We start from the raw sequence: 25,994 nt of genomic DNA, 5'->3' as shown, positions 1-25,994 counted from the left end.
GGCAAAGGATTGACCCTAGTGCTTGAGAAGGATCTTTCCCTCGTCGTGCTGCGCAACACGCTACGTGGCGTCCTGATTCCCGGTACCGGACGCCCTCATTCATGACCAAGCTGGGACATGGCCGGAACCGGCCGGAGACCGGACGGTCGATCACCCGAACGAGAAGCCGGTGTACGCCTCGGCCAGGTCGGTCTCGGCGGCGCGCGAGGAGGCGATCCGCTCCAGCCGGGCCAGCTGGAGCCGGTCCTCGAAGGGGGTGGCGTCGGGCGCGCGGTGCAGCAGGGTCGTCATGTCGTAGGAGAACCGCTCGGCCTGCCAGACGCGGCGCAGACAGGTCGCCGAGTAGGCGTCGAGCAGTTCGGCCGAACCGGTCTCCCTCCGGTGCGTCAGGGCCCGCGCGAACGTCACCACGTCCCCCACGGCCAGGTTGAGCCCCTTCGCCCCCGTCGGCGGGACGATGTGGGCCGCGTCCCCGGCGAGGAAGAGCCGGCCGTGCCGCATGGGCTCGTGGACGTAGGAGCGCATGGGGGTGACCGACTTCTGGGTGATGGGGCCGCGCCGCAGCGTCCAGTCGTCGTCGGTCTCGAAGCGGCGCTCCAGCTCGTCCCAGATCTCCTCGTCGCCCCACGCCCCGGCGTCGGTGCCCTCGGGCACCTGGAGGTAGAGGCGGGAGACGGACGGCGAGCGCATGGACAGCAGGGCGAAGCCCCGGTCGTGGCGGGCGTAGACCAGCTCGTCGTGCGAGGGCGGCACGTCGGCGAGGATGCCCAGCCAGCCGAAGGGGTACGTCCGTTCGAACACCCGGGTCAGCTCGTCCGGGACCGCCTTCCGGGAGACCCCCCAGAAGCCGTCGCAGCCGACGACGTACTCGCACTCCAGGACGTCCTCGACGCCCTCGTGCCGGAAGCGGACGCGCGGGCTGTCGGTCTCCGCCCCCTCCACGGCCAGGGCCTCCGCCTCGAAGAGCAGCGGGCCGCCCTCCTTCAGCTGGAGGGCGATGAGGTCCTTGCACACCTCGGTCTGGGCGTAGACCATCACGGACCGGCCGCCGGTCAGGGCGGGGAAGTCGACACGGTGGCGCTTCCTGTCGAAGCGCAGCTCGATGCCGTCGTGGCGCAGCCCCTCCCGGTCCATGCGCTCGGCGGCGCCGGCCGCGCGCAGCACGTCGACCGTGCCCTGCTCCAGGATCCCGGCGCGCTGGCGGTGCTCGACGTAGGCCCGGTCGCGGCTCTCCAGGACGACCGAGTCGATGCCGGCGTTGTGGAGCAGTCGGGCGAGGAGGAGGCCGGCCGGGCCGGCGCCGATGATGCCGACGGTGGTGCGCATCGGGCGTTCCCTTCGTGTTCGCATAGTGAAGTTTTCTTCACTCTTGCCATGCGTGAGTCTGCGCCCGGGCTCATCCGGTGTCAACGGTCGGGGTGTGGCGTCAACGCCTCAATGGAGCATGCAGCGATCGCCGAGGCGTCGGAAGTGCCCAGAGCCGGACTTGAACCGGCACGCCCGCGAAGGGGCAGCGAGGTTTAAGCTCGCCGTGTCTGCATTCCACCATCTGGGCAGGCCTTGGGCTCCGCGTTGAGCTTCCGACCCTATCGGGATCCGTCCCCCGAACAGCCGAAGAGCAGACCGATGTTGTCTTATTTTATTGAGGTCTGAGGGAGCATCAGCACCTGGAACTGGCCATCCGCACTTGCCAGTAGCCTGGCGCGCGACCACCGCGCGCGTATGCGGAATGACGGAATTTCACCGTACGAACGAGGGTGCTCCACCGGTTCTTGACGAACCGTCCCTCAGGGGACGGGGTCATCCCCAGGTATGACACGGCGGTCCGGGGTCCGCCCCGAGTCTGCCTTCAGAACCGGAACAGCGACTGACTACAACCCCGCGCCCTGCCGGAATGCTGGTTCACGTCCCCCAGACCAGACCACCGTCCCGTCAGGAGCGCGTTTCCGTGACCACCAGCCCCCTCGCCGAACGGACCACCGCCGTGGCCGCACGCGCCACGGACCTGTCGAAGATCTACGGGCAGGGCGAGACCCAGGTGGTCGCCCTGGACCGCGTCTCCGTCGACTTCCGGCAGGCCGAGTTCACCGCGATCATGGGCCCCTCCGGGTCCGGCAAGTCCACGCTGATGCACTGCGTGGCCGGCCTCGACACCTTCTCGTCCGGTTCCGTGCGCATCGGCGACACCGAGCTCGGCTCGCTGAAGGACAAGCAGCTCACCAAGCTCCGCCGGGACAAGATCGGGTTCATCTTCCAGGCGTTCAACCTGCTGCCGACGCTGACAGCGCTGGAGAACATCACCCTTCCGATGGACATCGCGGGGCGTAAACCGGACAAGCAGTGGCTGGACACCGTGATCCAGATGGTGGGCCTCAAGGACCGGCTGAGCCACCGCCCCGCTCAGCTCTCCGGCGGCCAGCAGCAGCGCGTCGCCGTCGCCCGCGCCCTGGCCTCCAGGCCCGACATCATCTTCGGCGACGAGCCGACCGGGAACCTCGACTCGCGCTCCGGCGCCGAGGTGCTGGGCTTCCTGCGCAACTCCGTGCGGGAGCTGGGCCAGACGGTGGTGATGGTGACCCACGACCCGGTGGCGGCGGCGTACGCGGACCGGGTGGTGTTCCTCGCGGACGGACGGATCGTCGACGAGGTGTACGGGCCGACGGCGGATGCGGTGCTCGACCGGATGAAGCAGTTCGACGCCAAGGGCCGCACCAGCTGACGTCCGGTCACCGACCTTCGGAGTAGACACCCTCATGTTCCGCACCGCCCTGCGCACCGTCCTCGCGCACAAGGCCCGGCTCCTGATGACCGTTCTCGCCGTGATGCTCGGCGTGGCCTTCGTCTCCGGGACCCTCGTCTTCACCAACACCATCTCCGACGCCTTCCAGAAGAGCTCCGCCAAGGGCTTCGACCAGGTCGACGTCGCCGTCACCGCCGAGGTCCAGGAGGACGTCGGCGACCGCATCGTCAAAACGCCCGAACTGACCGAGGCGCTGCGCGAGAAGAGCGCGAAGGTGCCCGGCGCGGCCTCCGCCGTGGGCGTCGTGAGCGGCTTCACGGCCATCGCCGACAAGGACGGCAAGCTCGTCGGCGGCGGCTTCCAGTCGCAGGGCGGCAACTACTGGGGCGCCGAGGACGCCCGGTACCCGCTGAAGGAGGGCGCCGCCCCGCGGGGGAAGGACGAGGTCGTCATCGACTCCGAGACCGCCCGGCGGGCCGGCTACGAGGTCGGCGACACCGTACGGATCTCGGTCGACGGGCCGGTCCTCACCCCGAAGATCACCGGCATCTTCACCACGGACGACGGCAACGTGGCCGCGGGCGGCAGCCTCGCCCTGTTCGACACGGCGAGCGCGCAGCAGCTGTTCGGCAAGGCCGGCACGTACGACGAGATCGACGTGAAGGCCGCCGCCGGCACCTCGCAGACCGCGCTGAAGGCCGCCCTGGACGCCGCCCTGCCCCGGGGCGAGGTGGAGACCACCACGGGCGAGCGGCTCGCCGCCGACCAGGCCGAGATGATCTCCGCCTCGATGAGCGGACTGAAGCAGGGCCTGCTGGTCTTCGCCGGGATCGCGCTGTTCGTCGGCACCTTCATCATCGCCAACACCTTCACCATGCTGGTCGCCCAGCGCACCAAGGAACTCGCGCTGCTGCGCGCCGTGGGCGCCTCGCGCCGGCAGGTGACGCGGTCGGTGCTGATCGAGGCGTTCGTGGTGGGCGTGGTGGCCGGCGTGACGGGTCTGGTGGCCGGTATCGGCATCGGCGCGGGACTGCGGTCGCTCATGAACACGCTCGGCGCGACCGTCCCCGACGGCCCGCTGGTGATCTCGCCGGGCACGGTCGGGGCCTCCCTCGCGGTCGGTGTCGTCATCACCATGCTGGCCGCGTGGCTGCCGGGCCGCCGGGCCGCGAAGATCCCGCCGGTCGCGGCGATGAGCAGCGTGCACGCCAAGGCGACCACCAGGTCGCTGGTGCTGCGCAACACGCTGGGCGCGCTGTTCTCCGCGGCGGGCGTCGCGGTGGTCCTGACGGCGACGACGATGGAGGGCTCCGACGGCCAGGCCCCCATGGGTCTCGGCGCGGTTCTGCTGATCATCGGCGTGTTCATCCTGACCCCGCTGCTGTCCCGCCCGCTGATCGCGGGCGCGGCACCGGTCCTGCGGATCTTCGGGGTCTCCGGCAAGCTGGCCCGGCAGAACTCGGTGCGCAACCCGCGCCGTACGGCCGCCACCGCCTCGGCGCTGATGATCGGCCTCACGCTGATCACCGGTATGACGGTGATGGCGGGCAGCCTGCAGAAGTCGATCGACAAGATGGCGTCCTCGGCGATCCGCGCCGACTACGTGGTGTCGATGGCGAACGGCAACGGGCTCTCCCCCGACGTCGAGAAGAAGCTGAAGTCCACCGACGGCGTGACCGCCACGAGCCCGATGCGCAACGCGCCCGGCCGTGTCGAAGGCACCACCGAGTACCTCACCGGTGTCAACGGCGCCGCGTTCGGCGAGCTGACCGACCTCCCGGTCGAGGACGGCACCTTCGAGGTGGACGGCGCGCGGGTCGTCGTGGACGAGGACACGGCCAGGTCCCACGGCTGGAAGGCAGGTTCGGACTTCACCGTCTCCTACGAGGACGGCGAGAAGCAGCGGCTGACGGTCGCCGGCGTGTACGAGGCCAACGAGCTGATCGGGGGCATCCTGCTGGACAGCGCCGCGCTCTCCCCGCACCAGGAGGACCCGGCCGACATGCAGGTCATGGTCAAGACCTCCGGCGGTGCCTCGGACGCGACCAAGGACCGGCTGGAGAAGGCCCTCGGCTCCAACCCGGCCATCAAGGTGCAGAGCAGGAAGGACCTGTCCGACAGCATCGCGCAGATGTTCACGCTGATGCTGAACATGCTCTACGGCCTGCTGGCCATGGCCGTGATCGTCGCGGTCCTCGGCGTGATCAACACCCTGGCCATGTCGGTCTTCGAGCGCTCGCAGGAGATCGGCATGCTGCGGGCGATCGGCCTGGACCGCCGCTCGGTCAAGCGGATGGTCCGTCTGGAGTCCCTGGTCATCTCCCTCTTCGGCGGGGTGCTCGGCATCGGCCTGGGCGTGTTCTTCGGCTGGGCGGCCGGTGAGCTGCTCGGCACGAAGATGGCGACGTACGAACTCGTCCTGCCGTGGGGCCGGATGGCCCTGTTCCTGCTGCTGGCCGCCGGCGTGGGCGTCCTGGCGGCGCTGTGGCCGGCGCGGCGGGCGGCCCGGCTGAACATGCTGGCGGCGATCAAGTCGGAGTAGCCGGCGTCCGGTCGGGGCCCCGTGTCATGGGACGCGGGGCCCCTTTTCCGTGTGCTCAGTTCCAGGTACGGCTGCGCAGGGGCATCCCGGAGTCCCCGGGCTCGGCTGTCCGGACGGCGAGGACCTGGTTGACGCCGATGCGGTTGCGTTCGAAGGCGACGGCGGAGGCGGCCATGTACAGCCGCCAGACACGGGCCCGTCCGGGGCTGGTGAGCCGGACGGCGCGCGCCCAGTCGTCCTCCAGCCGGGCCACCCAGCGGCGCAGGGTGAGGGCGTAGTGCTCACGGATCGACTCGACGTCACGGACCTCGAAGCCGGCGCGTTCGAGCTGGGTGACGGTGGTGCCCAGGGGCGCCAGCTCGCCGTCGGGGAAGACGTAGGCGTCGATGAACTCGTCGACGTGATAGGTGGATTCGTCGCGCTGGGGCCGGCGGGCGATCTGGTGGTTGAGCAGCCGCCCGCCGGGCGTGAGGAGCTCGCGCAGGACGGTCGCGTACTCCAGGTACTTCTCGGCCCCCACGTGTTCGGCCATGCCGATGGAGGAGATCGCGTCGTAGGGACCGTCGCCGACGTCCCGGTAGTCCTGCACCCGGATCTCGACCCGGTCGGTGAGACCGGCGTCGGCGACGCGTTTGCGGGCGTAGGCCGCCTGCTCCTGCGAGAGGGTGATGCCGACGACGCCCACCCCGTGCTCGCGGGCCGCGTGGACGGCCAGGGATCCCCAGCCGCAGCCGACGTCGAGGAGCCGCCGGCCGGGGGTCAGGCCGAGCTTGCGGCAGACGAGTTCGAGCTTGTCCCGCTGGGCCTGTTCGAGGCTGCTGTCGGGGCCGGGCCAGTAGGCGCAGGAGTACACCATGGACGGGCCGAGGACGATCTCGTAGAAGTCGTTGCCGACGTCGTAGTGGTGGCTGACGGCCCGTCGGTCGGTGTGGCGGGTGTGGAGGTGTCCGGTGCGGCGCACCTCCTCCTCGGGCGGCACGGGCGGCAGCGGGGGTCCCGCCATCTTCAGCAACCCGCGGACGGCCGCACGGAACTGGGGGTCGCGCAGGGCCTGGGCGAGGCCTCGGGCGTCCTCGTCCCGTTCCCAGAGGAGCCCTGAAAGAAGGCCGAGGGTGACGTAGAGATCGCCCTCGACGTCCAGGTCGCCTGCGACCCAGGCGCGGGCGAGGCCCAGTTCGCCCGGTTTGAAGAGCAGACGGCGCAGGGCTCTTCGGTTGCGCACCACCACGGTGGGCGCGTCGGGCGGGCCCGCCTGCGAACCGTCCCAGGCGCGCACGCGCACCGGGAGCGGGACTCCCAGCAGCTGTTCGACGAGGGCGTGGAGCCGCGGCGCGGCATGGGTCATGGAGCACACCTCCGTGACGGTGATCCCGGACTGTCCTGACTCCACGTAAACACCTTGCGGGCCTGGACGCAGTCCCCCACGCGCGTCATGGCTGGGCAAACTCCGCGGACGTCACCAGGGGGCCGAGCCGTCCGGAACAGCCGTAGGGGCCGCCCGCACCACGGATGGCGGACGGCCCCTACGGGGTGTGCTGTCAGGCGGAGATCAGGAGGCGTTGGCCTTCTCGTTCTCCGGCTTCGCCCCGGCCGCGGCCGGGGCGGGGGCCGGCTTGGCGGCCTCGTAGAACTCCTCGCGCGGGTTCTCCATGGCGCCGAGGGCGACGACCTCGCGCTTGAGGAACATGCCGAGCGTCCAGTCGGCGAAGACGCGGATCTTGCGGTTCCAGGTCGGCATCGCCAGACCGTGGTAGCCACGGTGCATGTACCAGGCGAGACGGCCCTTGAGCTTGATCTTCATCTTGCCCATGACGATCATCGCGACGCCCTTGTGGAGGCCGAGGCCCGCCACCGCACCCTTGTTGGAGTGCGCGTACTCCTTCTGCGGGAAGCCCCGCATGCCGGAGACCACGTTGTCGCCGAGGACCTTGGCCTGGCGCAGCGCGTGCTGGGCGTTCGGCGGGCACCAGGCGTTCTCGACGCCGGCCTTGCGGGCGGCGACGTCCGGGACCTGGGCGTTGTCGCCGGCGGCCCAGATGTAGTCGGTGCCGGTGACCTGGAGGGTCGGCTGGGCGTCCACGTGGCCGCGGGGGCCGAGCGGGAGGCCGTAGCGGGCCAGGACCGGGTTGGGCTTGACGCCGGCGGTCCACACGATCGTGTTGGAGTCGACCTCGAGGCCGTTCTTCAGGACGACGTGGCCGTCCACGCAGGAGTCCATGGAGGTGGAGAGGTAGATCTCCACACCGCGGCTCTCCAGGTGCGCCTTGCCGTACTGGCCGAGCTTCGGGCCGACCTCCGGCAGGATCTTGTCGGCGGCGTCGACGAGGATGAAGCGCATGTCCTCGCGGGACACGTTCTTGTAGTACTTGGCCGCGTCGCGGGCCATGTCCTCGACCTCACCGATGGTCTCCGCACCGGCGAAGCCGCCGCCGATGAAGACGAAGGTGAGCGCCTTGCGGCGGATCTCCTCGTCGGTGGTGGAGTCGGCCTTGTCGAGCTGCTCGAGGACGTGGTTGCGCAGGCCGATGGCCTCCTCGATGCCCTTCATACCGATGCCCTGCTCGGCGAGGCCGGGGATCGGGAAGGTGCGGGAGACCGCGCCGAGCGCGATCACCAGGTAGTCGAAAGGCAGCTCGTACGCCTCGCCGACCAGCGGGGCGATCGTGGCGACCTTGCGGTCCTGGTCGATGGTGGTGACCCGGCCGGTGAGGACCTCCGCCTTCGGCAGCACGCGTCGCAGCGGGACGACGACGTGGCGCGGGGAGATGTTGCCGGCGGCGGTTTCGGGGAGGAAGGGCTGGTAGGTCATGTACGACCGGGGGTCGACGACCGTGACGGTCGCCTCGCCGTAGCGCATCTTCTTGAGGATGCGCCGAGCTGCGTACAGGCCTACGTACCCACCGCCTACTACGAGGATCCTGGGACGCTCCGTGGTGCTCATGGCATCGAGTATCCACCCGCCTGAGGGGGGTCGCTCGTGCGCCCCTTCACAAGCTTCCGGAGGGTGTGTGCTATCCTCCGCGGCCCGCGTGATCCACGTCATGGCGCGGAGGGGGAACCTGCGTGTAGGGCGGGGCGTTGTCAATGCCGCGTGAGCTGCCTCTCCGGGTGATGAGGGGTGGGGTGAGGGGTCCGAAACACGCCCTGGGAACACCTCCGCGAAACGTCCGTGCGCGCCTCTTTTGAACACGTTCACACGGGTGCCGGCCCCCCGGAAGGGTCAACCGGGCCACGTTCGTCCTCCGACAGGGCCGAATTCCTTGTGAAGAACTTCACGAACTTTTCCGACGGGGCGTCGCCGAGGGGCCCGGGAAGGCCCCTCGACGCTGCTCAAACGGGCATCCTGCCTGCTCAGCAGAGTGCAACTAGCGCCCGGGCACGGGTCGTGCGGCGTCCGGCGGAGCCCTGCGGAGGGGCTGAGCGGGGCGCAGTCGGGCGGAGTCGGGCGGAGTCAGGCGGAGTCAGGCGGAGGAGCCCGCCACCGACCACGCGATGCCGTCCAGGATGTCGTGCTCGCTCACGACGACCTCCTCCGCGCCGATCCGCTCCATGATCGCCAGCAGTACGAGGGCGCCCGCCGCGATCACGTCCACCCGGCCCGGGTGCATCGACGGGACCGCCGCGCGCTCGGCGTGCGTGGAGCGCAGCAGCCACTCGGTGATCTCGCGGACCCTGTCGTGCGAGATGCGCGAGTGGTGGATGGCCGCCGAGTCGTACGCGGGGAGGTTCTGGGCGATCGCCGAGACCGTGGTCACGGACCCCGCGAGGCCCACCAGCGTGTGCGCCTCGCGCAGCGGGACCGTCTCCTCGGCGAGGTCCAGGGCAGCCTCGACGTCGGCGCGCAGGGCCGCGATCTGCTCCGGCGCCGGCGGGTCGGTGACCTTTCCGTCCACGACCAGGTGGCGCTCGGTCATCCGCACACAGCCGACGTCCACCGAGCGGGCCGCGCCCACGTGCTCGTCGCCGACCACGAACTCCGTGGAGCCGCCGCCGATGTCCACCACCAGGTAGGGCCGGGTGAGGTCCGCGCGGCCCTTCAGTTCCTTCGTGGCGCCGGTGAAGGAGAACTCGGCCTCCTGCTCGCCGCTGATGACCTCGGGCTCGACGCCCAGGATGTCCAGCACGCCCCGCACGAACTCGTCGCGGTTCTCGGCGTCCCGGGAGGCGGAGGTGGCCACGAAGCGCAGCCGCTCCGCGCCGAGCTCCTTGATCACCGCCGCGTACTCGCGGCAGGCGGCGAAGGTCCGCTCCAGCGCCTCGGGCGCCAGCCGGCCGGTGCGGTCGACGCCCTGGCCGAGGCGGACGATCGTCATCCGGCGGTCCAGTTCGACCAGTTCACCGGTCTCGGGGTCGGCGTCGGCGACGAGGAGGCGGATCGAGTTCGTCCCGCAGTCGACGGCTGCGACCCGGGTCACCGCTCGTCTCCCTCGACCGGCCCGAAGGCGAGGTGACCGGCGCCGTCCTCGGACGTCTCCACCTGCCGGCCCTCGCCGGAGGGCGTCCCGGGAAGCGTCACGCACGCCCCCTTGCGCCACCACTGCGGCAGCAGGGCGAGCGCCTCGTCGCCGAGCGGGTTCACACCCGGGCCCGCCGCCAGGGAGTGCGCCACGAGCACGTGCAGGCACTTCACGCGGTCCGGCATGCCGCCCGCGCTCGGGAAGCCCGTCAGCTCCTCGATCTCGTCCCGGCGCCGGATGTAGTCCTCGTGCGCGGCACGGTAGGCGGCGGCCAGCTCCGGGTCGGTGCCCAGCCGTTCGGTCATCTCCTTCATCACGCCGTTCGCCTCGAGGGTGCCGATGGCGGAGTTCGCCTTGGGGCACGTGAGGTAGTACAGCGTCGGGAAGGGGGTGCCGTCGGGCAGGCGGGGGGCCGTCTCGACGACGTCCGGCTGGCCGCACGGGCACCGGTGCGCGATCGCGCGCAGCCCGCGCGGCGGTCGGCCGAGCTGCTGCTTGAAGGCCTCGACGTCCGCGTCGGTGGGCTCGGTGCGCGGGGTGGTCGGCGGGGGCTTTTCCATACCTGTCTTTCTACCTGCACGGTGTCACTGGTCGGACGCGTCGGACTTGTCGACGCCGTCCCACACGTTCGAGTACCAGGGGCGGTCGGCCGCCCCGTGGTCGGCGCGGGTCTTGGTGGCCGCGTCCGGGTCGATCACGACAAAGCCGGTCTCCCCCGGCATCACATAGTGCAGCCGCTCCCGGATCTGCTGCTCGGCGTACGCGTCGTCCTGCCAGCGCGCCTTGAGGTCGCGCAGTTGCTCGACCCGCTCGCGGGCCTGCTCCCTCTCCCGCTCCAGGTCGGCGATCTCGGCACGCTGGGAGACGTACTGCCGCATCGGGTAGGCCAGGGCCACGATCAGGGTGCACAGGACCAGCGCGAGGAGCGCGGCGCGGCCGGTGAGGCGGGAGCGGCGGGCCTGTCGCCTGGTCTGGGAGCGGTAGACCCGGGCCGCGGTCTGCTCGCCGAGCAGCCGCAGTCTGGTCGCGGTGGAGAAACGGTCCCGGTCCTTCACGGCCATCGGCTCTGCGCCTCCCCTTTCCACACACGCGTACGTCCCCGCACACGGTACGGGACCGAGTACGGGGACGTACGTACGACTGGCTCGCGCCGACCCCGCTCGGGTCGGGCCGGGGGACCTCCACGGCCCCCCGCCGGGCCTACTGGTTCGCGGAGCGGAACCGCGGGAAGGCGCTGCGGCCGGCGTACACCGCCGCGTCGTCGAGGATCTCCTCGATGCGCAGCAGCTGGTTGTACTTGGCGACGCGCTCGGAGCGGGCCGGGGCGCCGGTCTTGATCTGGCCGCAGTTGGTGGCGACGGCCAGGTCGGCGATGGTGACGTCCTCGGTCTCGCCGGAGCGGTGCGACATCATGCACTTGAAGCCGTTGCGCTGGGCCAGCTCGACGGCGTCCAGGGTCTCGGTGAGCGAACCGATCTGGTTCACCTTCACCAGCAGCGCGTTGGCCGCGCCCTCCTCGATACCGCGGGCCAGACGCTCGGGGTTGGTGACGAACAGGTCGTCACCGACGAGCTGGACCTTGTCACCGAGCTTGTCGGTGATGGTCTTCCAGCCCTCCCAGTCGTCCTCGAACAGCGGGTCCTCGATGGACACGAGCGGATACGCCGCGACGAGCTCGGCGTAGTACTCGGTCATCTCGGCGGCGGAGCGGTCCTTGCCCTCGAAGGTGTAGGAGCCGTCCTTGTAGAACTCGGAGGCGGCGACGTCGAGCGCGAGGGCGATCTGCTCGCCGGGGGTGTAGCCGGCTTCCTTGATGGCCTCGAGGATGAGGTCGAGGGCCTCGCGGTTGGAGCCGAGGTTCGGGGCGAAGCCGCCCTCGTCGCCGAGACCGGTGGACAGGCCCTTCGACTTCAGGACCTTCTTGAGGGTGTGGTAGACCTCGGTGCCCCAGCGCAGGGCCTCGGAGAAGGACTCCGCGCCGATCGGGGCGATCATGAACTCCTGGATGTCCACGTTGGAGTCGGCGTGCGAGCCGCCGTTCAGGATGTTCATCATCGGCACCGGCAGCAGGTGCGCGTTGGGGCCGCCCAGGTAGCGGAAGAGCGGGAGGTCGCTGGCCTCGGAGGCGGCGTGGGCGACGGCGAGCGAGACGCCGAGGATGGCGTTGGCACCGAGGGAGCCCTTGTTGTCGGTGGCGTCCAGGTCGAACATGGCCTGGTCGATCAGGCGCTGCTCGGTGGCGTCGTAGCCGACCAGCTCCGGGCCGATCTGCTCGATGACGGCGAGGACGGCCTTCTCGACACCCTTGCCCTGGTAGCGGCCCGGGTCACCGTCGCGGAGCTCGATGGCCTCGAAGGCGCCGGTGGAGGCGCCGGAGGGAACGGCGGCACGACCCGTGCTGCCGTCGTCGAGGCCGACCTCGACCTCGACCGTGGGGTTGCCTCGGGAGTCCAGGATTTCCCGGGCTACGACGACGTCGATGGACGGCACGAGCATCTCCTTCTTGGGATGTGACGCTGGTTGTGCGGGGCCCGCGGGCCATGTCGGCCTTTGGTGAGCCTTGCGACTAGAGCCTAACCGCCCCGGGGCCGTCGGCAGCCGACCGACCGTCCCGTGGACAGACTGACCGTACACATTGTTCCTGGCCGGAACAAAGACCGGGGACGGAACTCGGGCGAACAGATGGCGAAGAACGGCCGGAGGGCAGAAAAAAACCCCGCCCCGGTGCGTACGGGGGAACACGCACCGGAGCGGGGAGCCCGTGGGGACGGGGGTGACCCTCACGAGGCCTTCAGTGTGCGGGCCTCGGTTGTGAGGATGCTGTGGGCCGGCCAGGAGCCAGGTGTCACTTCAGGTGCAGCTGCTGGCCCGGGTAGATGAGGTCGGCGTCCTCGACGATGTCCTTGTTCAGCTGGAACAGCTTCTGCCAGCCGCCCTTGACCTTGTGCTTCTCGGCGATGGTGCTGAGGGTGTCGCCCTTGACGACCTTGTACTCGCCGTCACCCTTCTTGACCTTCTTGCCGGTCGGGGTGGTGACCGTCTTGGAGGCGGCGGGGCGCTCGGCGGAGCGGGAGGCGCTCTGCTGCTCGGTCGAGCGCGTGGTGGTGCCGCTGCCGGAGGAGGAGCCGGTGGAGCCGCTCGAGGAGGAGCCCGTGGAGCCGCCACCCGAGTACGGAGTGTTGGACAGACCGGTGCCGCAGACCGGCCAGGCACCCTTGCCCTGGCCCGCGAGGACCTTCTCGGCGATGGTGATCTGCTGTTCCTTGCTGGCGAGGTCGGCGCGCGCGGCGTAGGCGGTGCCGCCGTACGCGGCCCAGGTGGAGGCCGAGAACTGCAGGCCGCCGTAGTAGCCGTTGCCGGTGTTGATGGACCAGTTGCCGCCGGACTCGCACTGAGCGACCGCGTCCCATTCGGAAGCGGTGGCGGCGGAGGCGTTGCCGGCCGCCATCAGCGGGGCGGCGATGGCGACACCGGTGACGCCGGCGAGTGCGGCGGCGCGGGTGGCCTTGTTCGGACGACGGTGCTTGCCCTTGCCGGAAAACAGCATGGATCGATCCCCTCACCGACGCCTGCGAGGTGAGCTGTCGGGTTCGGGCCGGTTGAGTTGCCCGGCCACGCACCTCACGGTGCGCGGCTTCACCCCGAGCCGGTTCCGGCGGTCATCCGCCGGGTCCGGCACTTACCTTGGGTCCCCCGCTCCTGCCTACGGCGCTTGACGCGACGACTGTTCCCGGGGTGCCGCTGGCAGGATTCGGCGTTGCGGCGGCCGGGGCTCGGGTTGCCGAGCGGTCATGACCGTAGACACGGGATCCGGGGAATTTCAAAGACGATCACGACTTCTGAGACTCATCCCACACTTTCACCAAAGCGGACATTAGCCACGAAGTGGGACGTGAACTCCCGGTGTTTTTCTGGGTGTTCCAGCCCTATTCGACCCCGGTGTCCAGGGTCTGACCGGGGGTGATGTCGCTCGGGTCGGGACCGATGACGTCCTTGTTCTCGGCGTAGAGCGCACGCCATCCCCCGTCGACACCAAGGGAGTCGGCGATGGTGATGAGCGAGTCACCCTCCTGGACGACGTAGGTGGACGCGGCGTGCCGGCCGGAGGAGGCGGTCCTCGTGCCGCCCGCGGCACTCTCGTCGGCGGTGGTGCCGCGATGGCGGCCGGAGCCGAGCGAGCCGGTGTCGACGAGGCTCCAAGAACCCTCCGCCTGCACCGTATTGTCCGAGTCGTCCCCTTCCGGGGTCGCTGTGGGCGAGCTGTCGGCGCCCTGTGAGCCCTCCGAGCCGCCGCCCGAAGTGTCGGACTTGCCGGAGTCGTTCGCCGCGGAGGACGAAGAGGACGAAGGGGACTCCGAGGCCGAACCAGCCCCATCACCGGAGGAGTCGGACGGACTCTCGCCGGAGTCGCCGGAACCGGCCGAGCCGTTGGAGTCGCCGGACTTCCCGGAATCGGACGATCCCTTGGACAGGTCGGACAATCCGGAGGACACGGACGAGTCGGACTCGCCGCCGGCGACTCCGGTGTCCACTCCGACCGCGCCGCTCTCCTTGGTGAGCCCGGACGTCAGGGCACAGGTGCCCCAGGCGCCGACACCCTCCTCCGCGAGGAGCTGCTGGGCCACGGCTATCTGCTGGTTGCGGCTGGCCAGGTCCGGGCTGGCGGCGTAGTCGAGTCCGCCGTACGCCTCCCAGTCCTCCTGACTGAGGCCCAGACCGCCGTACTCGCCGTCACCCCGGTCGGCGCTCCAGGAACCGCCGGTCTCGCACTGCGCCACCTTGTCCCAGACTGCGCCTTCTGCGGCGCTCGCGCCGCCGGCCGCGAACAGCGGGATGGCGATGGCGGAGCCGGTCACTCCGGCCGCGACGAGGAGGGCCGGGGCCTGACGGGGGCGACGGTGACGACCGTTCCCGGAGAGCATGCGGGGGCCTTTCTTTGGACAGCGGCAAACGGCGCGGCGTGCGAGTGAGCACACACGGGTTCGCCGCGCTAGCGAGTGAACGTATCGGCAGACGATCACTTGTCACAAGTTAATGCCGCGCAGATCACGTGAAGATCACAGACTTGAGGGTTGGTCACCTTTGTTACGCGAGACGGTCACAATCCGGCTGACCCACGATCAGATGGCGATCAGCCACTGGTCAGTCACGGACCGGAGTGAACTCCACGGGCAAGGTGCGCAGTCCGCGCATGATGAGCCCGCCACGCCACCTCAAGTCGGCCGGGTCCGCGGCGAGTCGGAGGTCGGGGAGACGGGTGAGGAGGGTGGCCAGGGCGGTCTGGCCCTCGAGACGGGCGAGGGGGGCGCCCAGGCAGTAGTGGATGCCGTGGCCGTAGCCGAGGTGCTGGTTGTCGCGCCGGGAGAGGTCGAGGGTGTCGGGGTCGGTGAAGCGGGCGGGGTCGCGGTCGGCGGCGGCGAGGACGACGAGGACGGGGTCGCCGGGGGCGATGTCCTGCCCGCCGAGGGTGAGGGGTTCGGTGGCGAACCGCCAGGTGGCGAGTTCGACGGGGCCGTCGTAGCGGAGCAGTTCCTCGACGCCGGTCTCCAGGAGCCCGTGTTCGCCCCGGGCCAGGGACTGCTGGAGCCGGTCTCGCTGGCCGCGGTGGGTGAGGAGGGCGTAGGTGCCGTTGCCGATGAGGTTGACGGTCGTCTCGAAGCCGGCGAAGAGAAGGATGAAGGCCATGGCCGCGGCCTCGTTCTCGGTGAGGTGCTCGCCGTGGTCGAAGGCGCGGATGAGACCGGAGATGAGGTCCTCGCCCGGGACAGGTTCCGCGGGGAGCTCCGCGCGCTTGCGGTGGATGAGCTCCAGCAGATAGCCGCGCATCTTCTTCACCGACCGCGCGACACCGCCCCGGGGGCCCTTGCCATGACGGATCATCATGCCCGCCCAGTCCCGGAAGTCGTCCTGGTCCTCGCGGGGGACGCCGAGGAGGTCGCAGATGGCGTAGATGGGCAGGGGGAAGGCGAAGTCGTGGATCAGGTCGGCCTCGCCCTTCCCGGCGAACCGGTCGATGAGCTGGTCGGTCAGCTCCTGCACCCGGGGCGCGAACTCGGCGACCCGGCGCGGTGTGAACGCCTTGCTGACCAGCCGCCGCAGCCGGGTGTGGTCCGGCGGGTCGATGTTCAGCAGGTGCGTCATCAGCTCGGCCTTGCGCTCACCGGGGATGCCGGTCTTCCCCTTGGCGTGCGCGGGCTCGTCGTGATGCGCGGGGTTCTTGGAGAGCCGCTGGTCGGCCAGGGCCTGCTTCGCGTCGGGGTATCGGGTGACCAGCCAGGCCTCCACGCCGCTGGGCAGCCGGGTCCGGTGCACGGGGGCGTGCTCGCGGAGCCAGGCGTAGGCGGGGTAGGGGTCGGTGGCGAACTCCCAGGTGAAGAGTTCCGGGGCCGGCGGGGTGCGGGTCGGGGGGTGGGGCTGGTCGGTCACGCATTGACGGTAACCGGGATCGCCCCGCGCACCGGACTCCGGCCCGTCCTCACCGCGGGCCCGCCGTCCTATCCCCGCACCCCCTCGGCGCCGCGTATCGCGTCCCGGTAGGCCCGGGCGGCCGCCCGCAGTGCCGCCTCCGGGTCGACGCCCTCCGACTCGGCTCGGGCGGCCAGTGCCAGCAGCTCGTAGCCGATGCCCTCCGCCGCGGGCAGCGGTACCTCCAGACCCGCCGAGCGCACACGGGACGCCAGTTTGGCGGCCAGCGCCAGCCCCGGCTGGTGCAGAGGGATGCCGTCGGTGACCGACTCGCGGCGCTTCTCCACCGCCTTCGTGCGGAGCCAGTGTTCCTTGACCTCTTCGGGGGTGGTGGCCGTGGCGTCGCCGAAGACATGGGGGTGGCGGTGGATGAGCTTGGTGACGATCGTCGCCGCCACGTCGTCGATGGAGAAGGGGGACTCCTCGTCCTCCTCGGCGATGCGGGCGTGGAAGACGACCTGGAGCAGGACGTCGCCCAGTTCCTCGCGGAGTTCGTCGCGGTCGCCGTCCTCGATGGCCTCGACGAGTTCGTAGGCCTCCTCGATGCCGTACTTCGCGAGGCCCTTGTGGGTCTGCCGGGAGGACCAGGGGCACTCCTCCCGGATGCGGTCCATCACCTGGATCAGGTCGAGGAGGCGGGCCCCGGGCAGGTCGTAGGAGGCGGGAAGCAGTTCCAGCTCGGGCATCGGGACCCTGCCCGAGCCGGCCAGGCGGGCGAGGCCGTCCGTCAGGTCCGGTTCGCCCTCGCCGGTCGCGACGACGACCACCGTGCGGCCGCCGGCGCAGGCGGCGACCAGGTCCTCGGCGGATATCGACGTCTCGTCCACCGCTGTGCCGGCCTCGCGCAGGTACGGCAGCTGCGGATGGGCGCCGTCGGCACACAGGACGCGGTCCGCGGTGCGCAGGGCCTGCCAGGCGGGCCAGGACAGCAGGCCTGGGGCGACCCGGTGGCTGGTGGTGAGCAGGATGACTCGGCCGGGGTCGGAGGGGCCTTCGGGAGTCTCGCTCGTCGCGCTCGTTGCGTTCACACCCCGAACGTAACCCACTCCCGGCGGCCGCCTCGATCGGTTGTCCACAGGCGGGGGTGACCGGTCATGTCGTCACACCGAAGGCGGGATGCCGGGCTCACCGCCGACGCCACGTCGCCAGTCGCCACGTCGTCACGTCGTCTGCTGGGCCCCCGCCGACGTGACCTCCCGTACCCACGGCGTCTTCACGTCCACGCGGCTGACCTTCTGGACGTCCCAGCTGCCGTAGCGCGGGTTGACGTCGACGTCGAGCGTCTTCGCCGTGCCGGACAGGGCGCTCCAGAAGGCGGGCTCGCTGGTGGTGGTGCCGAGCTTGGTGGCGAGCTTCTGGGCCTCCAGCTGGAGGCGGAGGTTCTCGTCGATGCGCTGCGGCGGGATGCCGTACTGCTGGAGCCACGAGGTCTCCAGGCCCTGGACGCCACCCGCCTGCTGCTCCAGTCCGGCCCGCGCCTGCTGGACCTCCCGGCGGCTGACGGTGATCCCCGCGTCCGCGGCCGCGCGGTCCAGCACCCGGTCCACGACCATGCCGTGCAGGATGTCGCGGGTGAGGGCGCCGGTCTGGGCGACGACCTGCGCGTACTGGGCGTCGTCGGCGACGGCGGCCCGCTGGGCCGTGCGCACCTCGTCCACCCGGCTCTCCAGCTGCGCGACGGTGATCCGCTGGCCGCCGACGACGGCCGCCGCGCCGGGATGCGCGTCGTTCCCGCAGGCGGTGAGAAGGGGAGCCGCCATGATCGCGGCGGACAGCAGGAACGCGGTGCGACGACGGCGGCGGTGCAAGGGAACCTCCCGGTCGGAGATTGTGCGACGGTGCACAAAGTCTTGCGGTGATCGATGGTAGGCAGTGGCGGGCCTGGGGCCAACCCATTCGACCAACGATTCACCAGGACTTCGGGCACCGCCTCGCCCGTGGTCCGTCCGCTCGTCGGTGCGAGAGGTCAGCCCCGCCCGCCGACGGGGCGCCCGCGTGCGCTCCGGCACGCGGCGCCCGCGAGGAGGAGGTCCGCCTCCTCAGCCGACGAGGGCGACCGGGGCGTCCCACGCGTCGCGGTCCACCGTGATGGTGTAACCGCCGCGGGTCTCCTTGCTGTTGACGAGGTACTGGTGACCGCGGCTGTGGTCGGTGTACTGCGTGGAGCCCCACGGCCAGTCGGTGGTCGTGGTGTTCTGCTTGTCCCACAGCGCGTACCACAGGTTGCCCGGCAGGTCCGTCTTGTCGGTGGCGGTGGCGATCGCCTTGGCGCTGGAGCTGCTGAAGCCGTAGTAACCGGCGCGGTAGACCTTGGCGCGCAGGGTCTTGGTGAAGGAGCGGACGTAGGCGAGGACGGCGTCGTTGCACGCCTTGTTCGTGATGTCGTACGCCTCCATGTCGAGGTAGACCGGGCTGCCGGCCTTCATGCCGAGCGCGGAGGCCTTGGCGACGGCGTCCGCCGCGTCCGTGGCGCCCAGGGAGGTGGCCGTGGAGGCGGTGATCTTCTCGGGGCTGGAGCCGGTCTGGCAGGGCGGCTGGGCGCCGACGTAGATCGGGATGAGCTTCCAGCCGAGCGCGTCGACCGACTTCACCCAGGAGGCGGTGAGGTTGGGCTGGTTGCAGCCGCGGTTCTTGCCGCCGACGTAGACGGCGGCCCCGCTGTAGAAGCCGTCGGCCTTCCAGGCCTTCATCGCGGCCAGGGAGGGCGCGGCGCAGGTGTCGAAGGCACGGCCCGTGTACGTCTTCTGCGCGGGCCAGGTGGTGGCCGCCATCGAGGTCTGCGCGGCGATCCCGGCCCCCGCGAGGACAGCCGCCCCGGCCACACCCCAGGTGATGTATCTGCGCTTTCTGGACTGCCGGTGCTCGGCCATCCCCACCCCACCGTTCGTTCATCTGTGCGTATGTATGTGCGAAGCGGATCGCACCGTAGCGTGCGGCACCCCTGTGATCGCACAACACATGATCCCCATAGCGACAAGATTCGCTCATGTCACAGTAAAGAAAGGGAGGTCCGGGACTGCCCGGCCGTGGCCTACCCTTGCCCCTGGACGACCTGGGGGCGGGATGAGGATGGCGACGACGACAACGACGGGCGCGCAGAAGCGGCTCGAGGGCGGCTGGTTCCAGCGGCTGGCCTGGGCCGCCCTGGGGTGGTTCTCCCTGGGCCTGCTGGTGTGGGTGCCCTTCTTCTACGTGGCGCTGCGCCGCGGCCGCCCCTCCGACTGGGGAGCGTTCGCGTCGTTCGCGCTGTACGAGGTCGTGACCCTGCCGTGGGCGGTGAACTCGAACGACGGCGACGGTGACCCCTTCCTCGGCATCGCCGCGGTGGTGACGCTGCTGGTGGCCACCGTGCTGCTGCTCTTCGCGCTGTTCGACAAGAAGACCCGGCCGGTGCCGGCCATGCCGGCGTACGGACAGCCCCCGTATCAGCAGGGATATCCGTACGGGCGGTAGGGCAGCGGCCCCGTGCCGGGGACCGTCACAGGGCGTGCCGCATCCATACGTTCGGCTCGACGTACACCGCGTAGTCCCGGTCCGGCTCGCACCGCACCGGTACCAGCGCGCCGGGCACCTCGACGTCGCCCCGGGTGTCGAAGGGCAGCCCGGTCCAGCGGCGCCACTCGGCCAGTGAGGCCGACACCGTCATCGACGCCGGCGCCACCCGCTCGATGCGCGCCCCGGCCCGCGCGTGCACCCGCAGCCACGGGTCGCACGGCAGCCCGTCCTCCCGCACCCGGTGCGCGTACTCCTCGATCGGGGCGTGCGGCTCCAGATGCTTGGCGTTCGGCCGGACGGGCGCGACGACCTCGCTGAACCCCTTCGCCCTTGCGCTGTCCCGCATCGCCGACAGCATCAGCCCGGACAGGCCCAGGCCCTGGGCGTGCGGGGCGACCACGATCGAGACCGCGCTCACCGTGTCCGGCCGTGCCCCGCGCCGCCGGTCGGTGAAGGCCCACACCAGTACCTGGTCCCATCCCCGCGCCGGCAGCTCTTCCCGCCCCTCGGTGTGCAGGACGAACGGCACGCTGTAGGCATGCGCGACGATCGCACCCCCCTCGTCCTGCGCGAACAGGACGTACTCCGGGAACTCGACGGGGATCCGCGGGTAGTGCGCGTTGCCGACGGGGTCCTGGGTCGTGAACTCCGCCCAGGTGTCGGGCATGTCCTGCACCGGGCCGAGCATCTCGGGACGGTCGGCGAGGCTGGAGACCTTGAACGTCATGGGGTCACCGTAGGCAGGACGAAGCCCAGGTGGGAAAGGGTTTTCGAAGCGGTGCGGCAGGCCCGGGCCGGCGGTCGTGGCCGGGACCCGGCCCGGACGGGCCTCAGTCCGCGTGGAAGCGCTCCGGTGCCTTCGTCGGGTTGCCGCCCGTGGGGAGCTTCTGGTCCGGGCAGGAGGAGAGGACCTTCTCCATCGCGGACTTCTCCGCCGCGGTGACCCACAGGCCGTACTTCTTCTTCACGGCGACCTGGGCCGCGACATAGGTGCACCGGTAGGCCTTGTTGGGCGGCAGCCAGGTCGCCGTGTCGCCGTCGCCCTTGGAACGGTTGGTGCTCGCGTCGACCGCCAGCAGGTTGAGGGGATCGTTGGCGAGGGCGATCCGCTTGCTCGCGTCCCAGTACTTGGCGCCCTTCTGCCAGGCGTCGGACAGCGCGACGACATGGTCTATGTCGACCTTGCTGGCGCCGCGCCGGTAGGTGACGTCCTTGCCGGAGTACGGGTCCGACTCCAGCACGCCGTAGGACACCTTGCAGGTGCCTCCGGTGAACCTCACCTCCTCCAGGTCGCGTTTGAGGATGTCGTCGCGGGTGTCGCAGCCGTTGGAATCCGTGTCCGCCCACGCGGTGCCGAACCTGTCCCGCTCGTAGCCGGTCTTGGGCGCGCGGCCCTTCACCGTGAGCGAGCCGGCGGCCGCGAGAGCCGCTCCGCCGCTCGCCCTCGGTCCCGAGCCGGCATCCGCACCGGATCCGAGCCCGGATCCTGCGGTCTGGCCGGTGCAGCCGGCCACCGCCGCGCACATCAGCATGGCGGCGGTCGCCGCTCCACCCCTCAGACGCATCCCGCGCGCCCCTCCCCTTGCCTGCCGCTGCCACCCCGCACAGGGCGGTTTCCCCGGCGGACGCTGGTGCACACCGTACCGACGGGGCGTGCGGCGGCGTCCGGGAGGTCCAGACCACCAGGGCCTCAAGTGGGCATCTGCCGCATCTCGGGAATATCGTCGGTGATGAGTCACCTCCGGAAGGAGCTCTCGATGGGCATCCTCGACAGGTTCAGGCACCACTCCAAGGCGAAGGACACCTCCGACGCCGCGGAACGGAAGGTCAACGAGAGAACGGGCGACAAGTACCAGAGCCAGGTCGACGACGCCCAGCAGCGGATCGAGGGCACGCTCGGCATGGACCGCGAACGGCCCGACCGGCCCGAGGGGCAGTAGCCCGGTACCGGGCCCCGCACACCACGGTGAAGAAGAAGCCGTCCGCGCCGCCTCACCTCCCGCGGGCGGCTTCCCCCGTGAACACGCCCCGGGCTTCGGCGCCTCCCACGTCGGGCTCCGCCGCCGGGGGCCGAGGGCCGGGCGGTCGGTGTGCCGCTCCACGCGGCGCGGATCCCGGCCCGCCTCCGTCGCCGTACCGTCCGGCGTGACCAGGTCCCTTGCGACCGGGCGCTCCCGCGCCGCCTGCCACTCCTCGGCGGCTGGCCGCGGCTTCCGAAGCGCTGGACGGACGCGGCGCCCGTCGCGGCGAAGGACACCAGCGCCTCGGCGGGTCCAGGCCGGCGATCAGTACGACGGTGAGAGGACCGTCACCGCGGTGCGCGCAGGGTCGTGACCGCATGCCAGAGCTGGAGGCGGGGGCTCGGCCGGCCACGCCGGCGCGGCGTCGGCCGCTGTGAGCGGTCGGCCCGCCGTGTCCGCCGCCTCGGCGGCGCGCCGGGACTGGGCGGCCGCCTCCGCCGGCCCGGCATGGTCGACCCGGTCGCCCGCGGCAAGGTCCGACGCTCCCCTCCCTGAGCCGGGCCAGCGTCTCGCGGACCGCCCTCGTCACGGGCGCCGGACCGGTACCGGCCGCGGCGCGGTTCGCGGCACGGCGCGCGGCGGCACGTGTCCGAGGCCGCGTCGCCGAAGGCCACCGGCGGACAGGTCCGGCCGGTGGCCCGGCGGTATCCCGCGCGAGGGCGGGAGCCGTCCTACGAGCCCAGTACCGACGCCAGGAACTCGCCGACCCAGCCCAGCAGTTCCCGCCCGACCAGCGGCCTGCCGCCGACCTTCGCGGTCTTCGGGCGCGGCACGAGGATCTGATGGACCGCCGGCTTGATGACGGAACCGGGGTACAGGCGCTTCAGGCGCAGCTCCTGCGACTCCCTCAACTCCACCGGCGCGAAACGGATGTTGGTGCCCTGCAGGACGATCTCACCGACACCGCACGCGCGGGCCAGCATGCGCAGGCCCGCCACCAGCAGCAGGTTCTCCACCGGTTCGGGCAGCTTGCCGTAGCGGTCGACGAGCTCCTCGCGCACGGCCTTGACGTCCTCCTCCGAGTTGGCGGAGGCGATGGCCCGGTAGGCCTGCAGACGCAGCCGCTCGCCGGGCGCGTAGTCGTGCGGGACGTGCGCGTCGACGGGCAGCTCGATCTTGACCTCGAGCGGCGGCTCCTCCTCGATCCCGCCGGTCTCCAGCTGACGCCGGTAGTCCGCGACGGCCTCGCCGACCATCCGCACGTACAGGTCGAAGCCGACGCCCGCGATGTGGCCGGACTGTTCGCCGCCGAGGAGGTTGCCCGCGCCGCGGATCTCCAGGTCCTTCATCGCCACGTACATGCCCGCGCCCATCTCCGTGTGCTGGGCGATGGTGGCGAGGCGCTCGTGGGCGGTCTCCGTCAGAGGCTTCTCCGGCGGGTAGAGGAAGTAGGCGTAGCCGCGCTCGCGGCCCCGGCCGACACGGCCGCGCAGCTGGTGCAGCTGGGACAGGCCGAAGGTGTCGCCGCGCTCCACGATCAGGGTGTTGGCGTTGGAGATGTCGATGCCGGACTCGACGATCGTCGTCGAGACGAGCACGTCGAACTTCTTCTCCCAGAAGTCCACGACGACCTGTTCGAGCGCGGACTCCGACATCTGGCCGTGGGCGGTGGCGATGCGCGCCTCCGGCACGAACTCGCGCAGCCGGGCGGCCGCGCGGTCGATCGACTCGACCCGGTTGTGGATGTAGAAGACCTGGCCCTCACGGAGGAGTTCACGGCGGATGGCGGCGCCGATCTGCTTCTGCTCGTACGGCCCGACGAAGGTGAGCACCGGGTGGCGCTCCTCCGGCGGGGTCGTGATCGTCGACATCTCGCGGATGCCGGTGACCGCCATCTCCAGGGTGCGCGGGATGGGGGTCGCGGACATGGTCAGCACGTCGACGTTCGCGCGGAGCTTCTTCAGCTGCTCCTTGTGCTCGACGCCGAAGCGCTGCTCCTCGTCGACGATGACCAGCCCGAGGTCCTTGAACCTGGTCTCCGAGGAGAACAGGCGGTGGGTGCCGATGACGACGTCCACCGAGCCCTCGCGCAGTCCCTCCAGAACGGCCTTGGCCTCCGTGTCGGTCTGGAAGCGGGACAGGGCCCTCACGTTCACCGGGAATTGCGCGTACCGCTCGGAGAAGGTGCCGAAGTGCTGCTGCACCAGGAGCGTCGTCGGGACCAGCACGGCGACCTGCTTGCCGTCCTGGACCGCCTTGAAGGCGGCGCGGACCGCGATCTCCGTCTTGCCGTACCCGACGTCGCCGCAGATCAGGCGGTCCATCGGGACCGTCTTCTCCATGTCGTCCTTGACCTCGGCGATGGTGGTGAGCTGGTCGGGGGTCTCCGCGTACGGGAAGGCGTCCTCCAGCTCGCGCTGCCACGGGGTGTCCGCGCCGAAGGCGTGCCCCGGCGCCGCCATGCGGGCGCTGTACAGCTTGATCAGGTCGGCGGCGATCTCCTTGACGGCCTTCTTCGCGCGCGCCTTGGTCTTCGTCCAGTCCGCGCCGCCCAGCCGGTGCAGCGTGGGCGCCTCGCCTCCGACGTACTTGGTGATCTGCTCCAGCTGGTCGGTGGGGATGTAGAGGCGGTCGCCGGGCTGGCCGCGCTTGGCGGGGGCGTACTCCACGACCAGGTACTCGCGGGTGGCGCCCTGCACCGTGCGCTGCACCATCTCGATGTAGCGGCCCACGCCGTGCTGCTCGTGGACGATGTAGTCGCCCGCCTCCAGGGTGAGCGGGTCGATGGTCTTCCGGCGCCGCGCCGGCATGCGCGCGCCGTCCTTGCCGGCCGCCTTCTGGCCCGACAGGTCGGTCTCGGTGAGGACGGCGAGGCGGAGCACCGGGTCGACGAAGCCGTAGTCGATCGAGCCGCAGGAGACGTGGACGAGGGAAGGGCTCAGGTCGGTGAGGTCGATGTCCAGGCGGGCCGCGACGCCCTCGCCGCCGAGCACCTCGACGGTGCGGGCGGCCGGGCCGTGGCCCTCGGTGACGAAGACGACGCGCCAGCCGTCGGCGAGCCAGCCCTTGGTGTCGGCGAGGGCCTTCGCGGTGTCGCCGCGATAGGTCTCCGGGGCGTGCATGCCGAGCTGGAGGGTGTCCGCCTCCAGTTCGAGGTCCGCGGCGAACGGCGACACCGACCACCACATCATGTCCAGCTCGCGCGCCCGGTCGCGGACGTCCGCGATCGACCACAGGGAGGCCGCGCCGACGTCGATGGGCGCCTCGCCGCCGCCGGCCGTGGCCGCCCAGGACGCCTGCAGGAACTCCTGCGAGGTGGCCACCAGGTCCGCGGCACGCGTGCGTACCCGCTCCGGGTCGCACACGACGGCCATCGCGCCCTTGGGGAGGACGTCGATCAGCAGCTCCATGTCGTCGACCAGGACCGGGGCGAGGGACTCCATGCCCTCCACGGCGATCCCCTCGGCGATCTTGCCGAGCAGCTCGCCCAGCTCGGGGTGCTCCTCGGCGAGGGCACGCGCGCGTGAGCGGACCTCGTCGGTGAGGAGGAGCTCGCGGCACGGGGGTGCCCACAGGCCGTGTTGGGCGACCTCCAGGGAACGCTGGTCGGCGACCTTGAAGTAGCGGATCTCCTCGACGTCGTCGCCCCAGAACTCGATGCGCAGGGGATGTTCCTCGGTGGGCGGGAACACGTCCAGGATGCCGCCGCGTACGGCGAACTCGCCGCGCTTCTCGACGAGCTCCACGCGCGCGTAGGCGGCGGCCGCGAGGGCCGCGACGGTGTCGCCGAGGTCGGCCTGCTGGCCGGTGCGCAGGGCCACCGGCTCCAGGTCGCCGAGGCCCTTGACCTGCGGCTGGAGCACGGAGCGTACGGGCGCCACGACCACCGAGACCGGGCCCGTCTCGGGGTCGTCGGGGCGGGGGTGGGACAGGCGGCGCAGGACGGCGAGGCGGCGGCCGACGGTGTCGCTGCGGGGGCTGAGCCGCTCGTGCGGGAGCGTCTCCCAGGAGGGGTACTCGACGACGCCGTCCGCGGGGAGCAGGGAGCGCAGGGCGGCTGCCAGGTCCTCGGCCTCGCGGCCGGTGGCCGTCACCGCGAGGACCGGGCGGCCGGTCTCGCGGGCCAGTGCGGCGATGGCGAAGGGGCGGGCCGCCGGGGGGCCGACCAGGTCGATGTGCATGCGGTTGCCGTCTGCGGCCGCGGGGATCGCTTCCGCGAGGGCGGTGTCCTTGACGACGGCGTCGAGCAGACCGTGCAGGCTCATGAGGGGGGCTTTCGTCCGAGGGTCGGGGGCTTCGGGTCCGGGGTACCTGGTCCGGGGTGGGCAACGCGA

The 25,994-nt window shown here is 71.0% G+C and carries 20 protein-coding genes, 1 tRNA gene, 1 pseudogene and 1 riboswitch; of the genes and pseudogenes, 4 read left to right on the top strand and 18 right to left on the bottom strand.

From position 1 onward, the window contains the following. Window positions 1-150: 150 nt before the first annotated feature. Together ACFY30_RS09985 and ACFY30_RS09980 are read right to left on the bottom strand one after the other, a co-directional pair. Window positions 151-1,326, bottom strand: a complete 1,176-nt coding sequence (locus ACFY30_RS09985) for a 4-hydroxybenzoate 3-monooxygenase (RefSeq protein WP_390844648.1) — start codon at window positions 1,324-1,326, stop codon at window positions 151-153. Between the two features lie 145 nt (window positions 1,327-1,471). Next, window positions 1,472-1,555: transfer RNA gene (locus tag ACFY30_RS09980), tRNA-Leu, on the bottom strand. 393 nt (window positions 1,556-1,948) lie between these two features. Between ACFY30_RS09980 and ACFY30_RS09975 the strand changes: the two genes are divergently transcribed. Both ACFY30_RS09975 and ACFY30_RS09970 read left to right on the top strand, forming a co-directional pair. After that, window positions 1,949-2,719, top strand: coding sequence for an ABC transporter ATP-binding protein (locus ACFY30_RS09975; protein ID WP_390844647.1), 771 nt, complete (start codon window positions 1,949-1,951; stop codon window positions 2,717-2,719). Between the two features lie 34 nt (window positions 2,720-2,753). Then, on the top strand, window positions 2,754-5,282 hold the full coding sequence (locus ACFY30_RS09970; RefSeq protein WP_390844646.1) for an ABC transporter permease: 2,529 nt from the start codon (window positions 2,754-2,756) through the stop codon (window positions 5,280-5,282). A 55-nt stretch (window positions 5,283-5,337) separates the two neighbouring features. On the opposite strand, the gene ACFY30_RS09965 is transcribed toward ACFY30_RS09970, so the two are convergent. The 12 genes from ACFY30_RS09965 to ACFY30_RS09910 all read right to left on the bottom strand — a co-directional run bounded on the left by ACFY30_RS09965 (window position 5,338) and on the right by ACFY30_RS09910 (window position 19,074). Further along, window positions 5,338-6,627: a class I SAM-dependent methyltransferase gene (locus tag ACFY30_RS09965; RefSeq protein ID WP_390844738.1), complete on the bottom strand. Its 1,290-nt coding sequence runs from the start codon at window positions 6,625-6,627 to the stop codon at window positions 5,338-5,340. A 204-nt stretch (window positions 6,628-6,831) separates the two neighbouring features. Continuing rightward, entirely contained in the window at window positions 6,832-8,223 is a 1,392-nt protein-coding gene (locus ACFY30_RS09960) for an NAD(P)/FAD-dependent oxidoreductase (protein WP_390844645.1), read from the bottom strand. Window positions 8,224-8,743: 520 nt separating this feature from the next. After that, window positions 8,744-9,697 (bottom strand): exopolyphosphatase, encoded by a 954-nt coding sequence (locus ACFY30_RS09955; RefSeq protein WP_390844644.1) that lies wholly within the window; start codon window positions 9,695-9,697, stop codon window positions 8,744-8,746. Next, complete coding sequence (locus ACFY30_RS09950) at window positions 9,694-10,299, bottom strand: DUF501 domain-containing protein (protein ID WP_390844643.1); 606 nt, start codon at window positions 10,297-10,299, stop codon at window positions 9,694-9,696. Before ACFY30_RS09950 ends, ACFY30_RS09955 begins: the two co-directional genes overlap by 4 nt. A gap of 24 nt (window positions 10,300-10,323) precedes the next feature. Further along, the gene (locus ACFY30_RS09945) at window positions 10,324-10,800 is read right to left on the bottom strand and encodes a septum formation initiator family protein (RefSeq protein ID WP_390844642.1); all 477 of its coding nucleotides are present in this window, start codon (window positions 10,798-10,800) and stop codon (window positions 10,324-10,326) included. Window positions 10,801-10,939: 139 nt separating this feature from the next. Beyond that, entirely contained in the window at window positions 10,940-12,229 is a 1,290-nt protein-coding gene (gene eno / locus ACFY30_RS09940; RefSeq protein ID WP_390659064.1) for a phosphopyruvate hydratase, read from the bottom strand. A gap of 355 nt (window positions 12,230-12,584) precedes the next feature. Further along, window positions 12,585-13,286 carry a transglycosylase family protein gene (locus ACFY30_RS09935; RefSeq protein WP_390844641.1) on the bottom strand — a complete coding sequence of 234 codons (702 nt, stop codon included), beginning with the start codon at window positions 13,284-13,286 and terminating at the stop codon, window positions 12,585-12,587. 4 nt (window positions 13,287-13,290) lie between these two features. Further along, window positions 13,291-13,460: riboswitch (cyclic di-AMP (ydaO/yuaA leader) on the bottom strand. Between the two features lie 205 nt (window positions 13,461-13,665). Continuing rightward, window positions 13,666-14,661, bottom strand: a complete 996-nt coding sequence (locus tag ACFY30_RS09930) for a transglycosylase family protein (protein WP_390844640.1) — start codon at window positions 14,659-14,661, stop codon at window positions 13,666-13,668. A 220-nt stretch (window positions 14,662-14,881) separates the two neighbouring features. After that, window positions 14,882-16,165: a cytochrome P450 gene (locus ACFY30_RS09925; RefSeq protein ID WP_390844639.1), complete on the bottom strand. Its 1,284-nt coding sequence runs from the start codon at window positions 16,163-16,165 to the stop codon at window positions 14,882-14,884. Between the two features lie 68 nt (window positions 16,166-16,233). Next, window positions 16,234-17,232, bottom strand: coding sequence for a nucleoside triphosphate pyrophosphohydrolase (locus ACFY30_RS09920; RefSeq protein ID WP_390844638.1), 999 nt, complete (start codon window positions 17,230-17,232; stop codon window positions 16,234-16,236). A gap of 132 nt (window positions 17,233-17,364) precedes the next feature. After that, complete coding sequence (locus ACFY30_RS09915) at window positions 17,365-18,012, bottom strand: SurA N-terminal domain-containing protein (RefSeq protein WP_390844637.1); 648 nt, start codon at window positions 18,010-18,012, stop codon at window positions 17,365-17,367. Window positions 18,013-18,243: 231 nt separating this feature from the next. After that, the gene (locus tag ACFY30_RS09910) at window positions 18,244-19,074 is read right to left on the bottom strand and encodes a glycoside hydrolase domain-containing protein (protein ID WP_390844636.1); all 831 of its coding nucleotides are present in this window, start codon (window positions 19,072-19,074) and stop codon (window positions 18,244-18,246) included. Between the two features lie 199 nt (window positions 19,075-19,273). Here ACFY30_RS09910 and ACFY30_RS09905 point away from each other — a divergent pair, with 199 nt between their 5' ends. Beyond that, the gene (locus ACFY30_RS09905; RefSeq protein WP_390844635.1) at window positions 19,274-19,657 is read left to right on the top strand and encodes a hypothetical protein; all 384 of its coding nucleotides are present in this window, start codon (window positions 19,274-19,276) and stop codon (window positions 19,655-19,657) included. A 25-nt stretch (window positions 19,658-19,682) separates the two neighbouring features. On the opposite strand, the gene ACFY30_RS09900 is transcribed toward ACFY30_RS09905, so the two are convergent. Together ACFY30_RS09900 and ACFY30_RS09895 are read right to left on the bottom strand one after the other, a co-directional pair. Continuing rightward, window positions 19,683-20,426 (bottom strand): N-acetyltransferase, encoded by a 744-nt coding sequence (locus ACFY30_RS09900; protein WP_390844634.1) that lies wholly within the window; start codon window positions 20,424-20,426, stop codon window positions 19,683-19,685. Window positions 20,427-20,529: 103 nt separating this feature from the next. Continuing rightward, the gene (locus tag ACFY30_RS09895) at window positions 20,530-21,264 is read right to left on the bottom strand and encodes an HNH endonuclease family protein (protein ID WP_390844633.1); all 735 of its coding nucleotides are present in this window, start codon (window positions 21,262-21,264) and stop codon (window positions 20,530-20,532) included. Between the two features lie 192 nt (window positions 21,265-21,456). Here ACFY30_RS09895 and ACFY30_RS09890 point away from each other — a divergent pair, with 192 nt between their 5' ends. Further along, window positions 21,457-21,639, top strand: coding sequence for an antitoxin (locus ACFY30_RS09890; protein WP_390659486.1), 183 nt, complete (start codon window positions 21,457-21,459; stop codon window positions 21,637-21,639). 345 nt (window positions 21,640-21,984) lie between these two features. On the opposite strand, the pseudogene ACFY30_RS09885 reads toward ACFY30_RS09890, so the two are convergent. Both ACFY30_RS09885 and mfd read right to left on the bottom strand, forming a co-directional pair. Next, a pseudogene (locus ACFY30_RS09885) lies at window positions 21,985-22,155 on the bottom strand (hypothetical protein); the annotation flags it as partial. Window positions 22,156-22,391: 236 nt separating this feature from the next. Then, window positions 22,392-25,925 (bottom strand): transcription-repair coupling factor, encoded by a 3,534-nt coding sequence (gene mfd, locus ACFY30_RS09880; protein WP_390844632.1) that lies wholly within the window; start codon window positions 25,923-25,925, stop codon window positions 22,392-22,394. Window positions 25,926-25,994 lie beyond the last annotated feature (69 nt).

Origin of the sequence: Streptomyces sp. NPDC000345 (assembly GCF_042898825.1) — a bacterium.
In the GTDB taxonomy this organism is placed as follows: Bacteria; Actinomycetota; Actinomycetes; order Streptomycetales; family Streptomycetaceae; genus Streptomyces.
The sequence above is the reverse complement of the archived record's forward strand: the minus strand, read 5'-3'. Positions and strand labels throughout refer to the sequence as shown.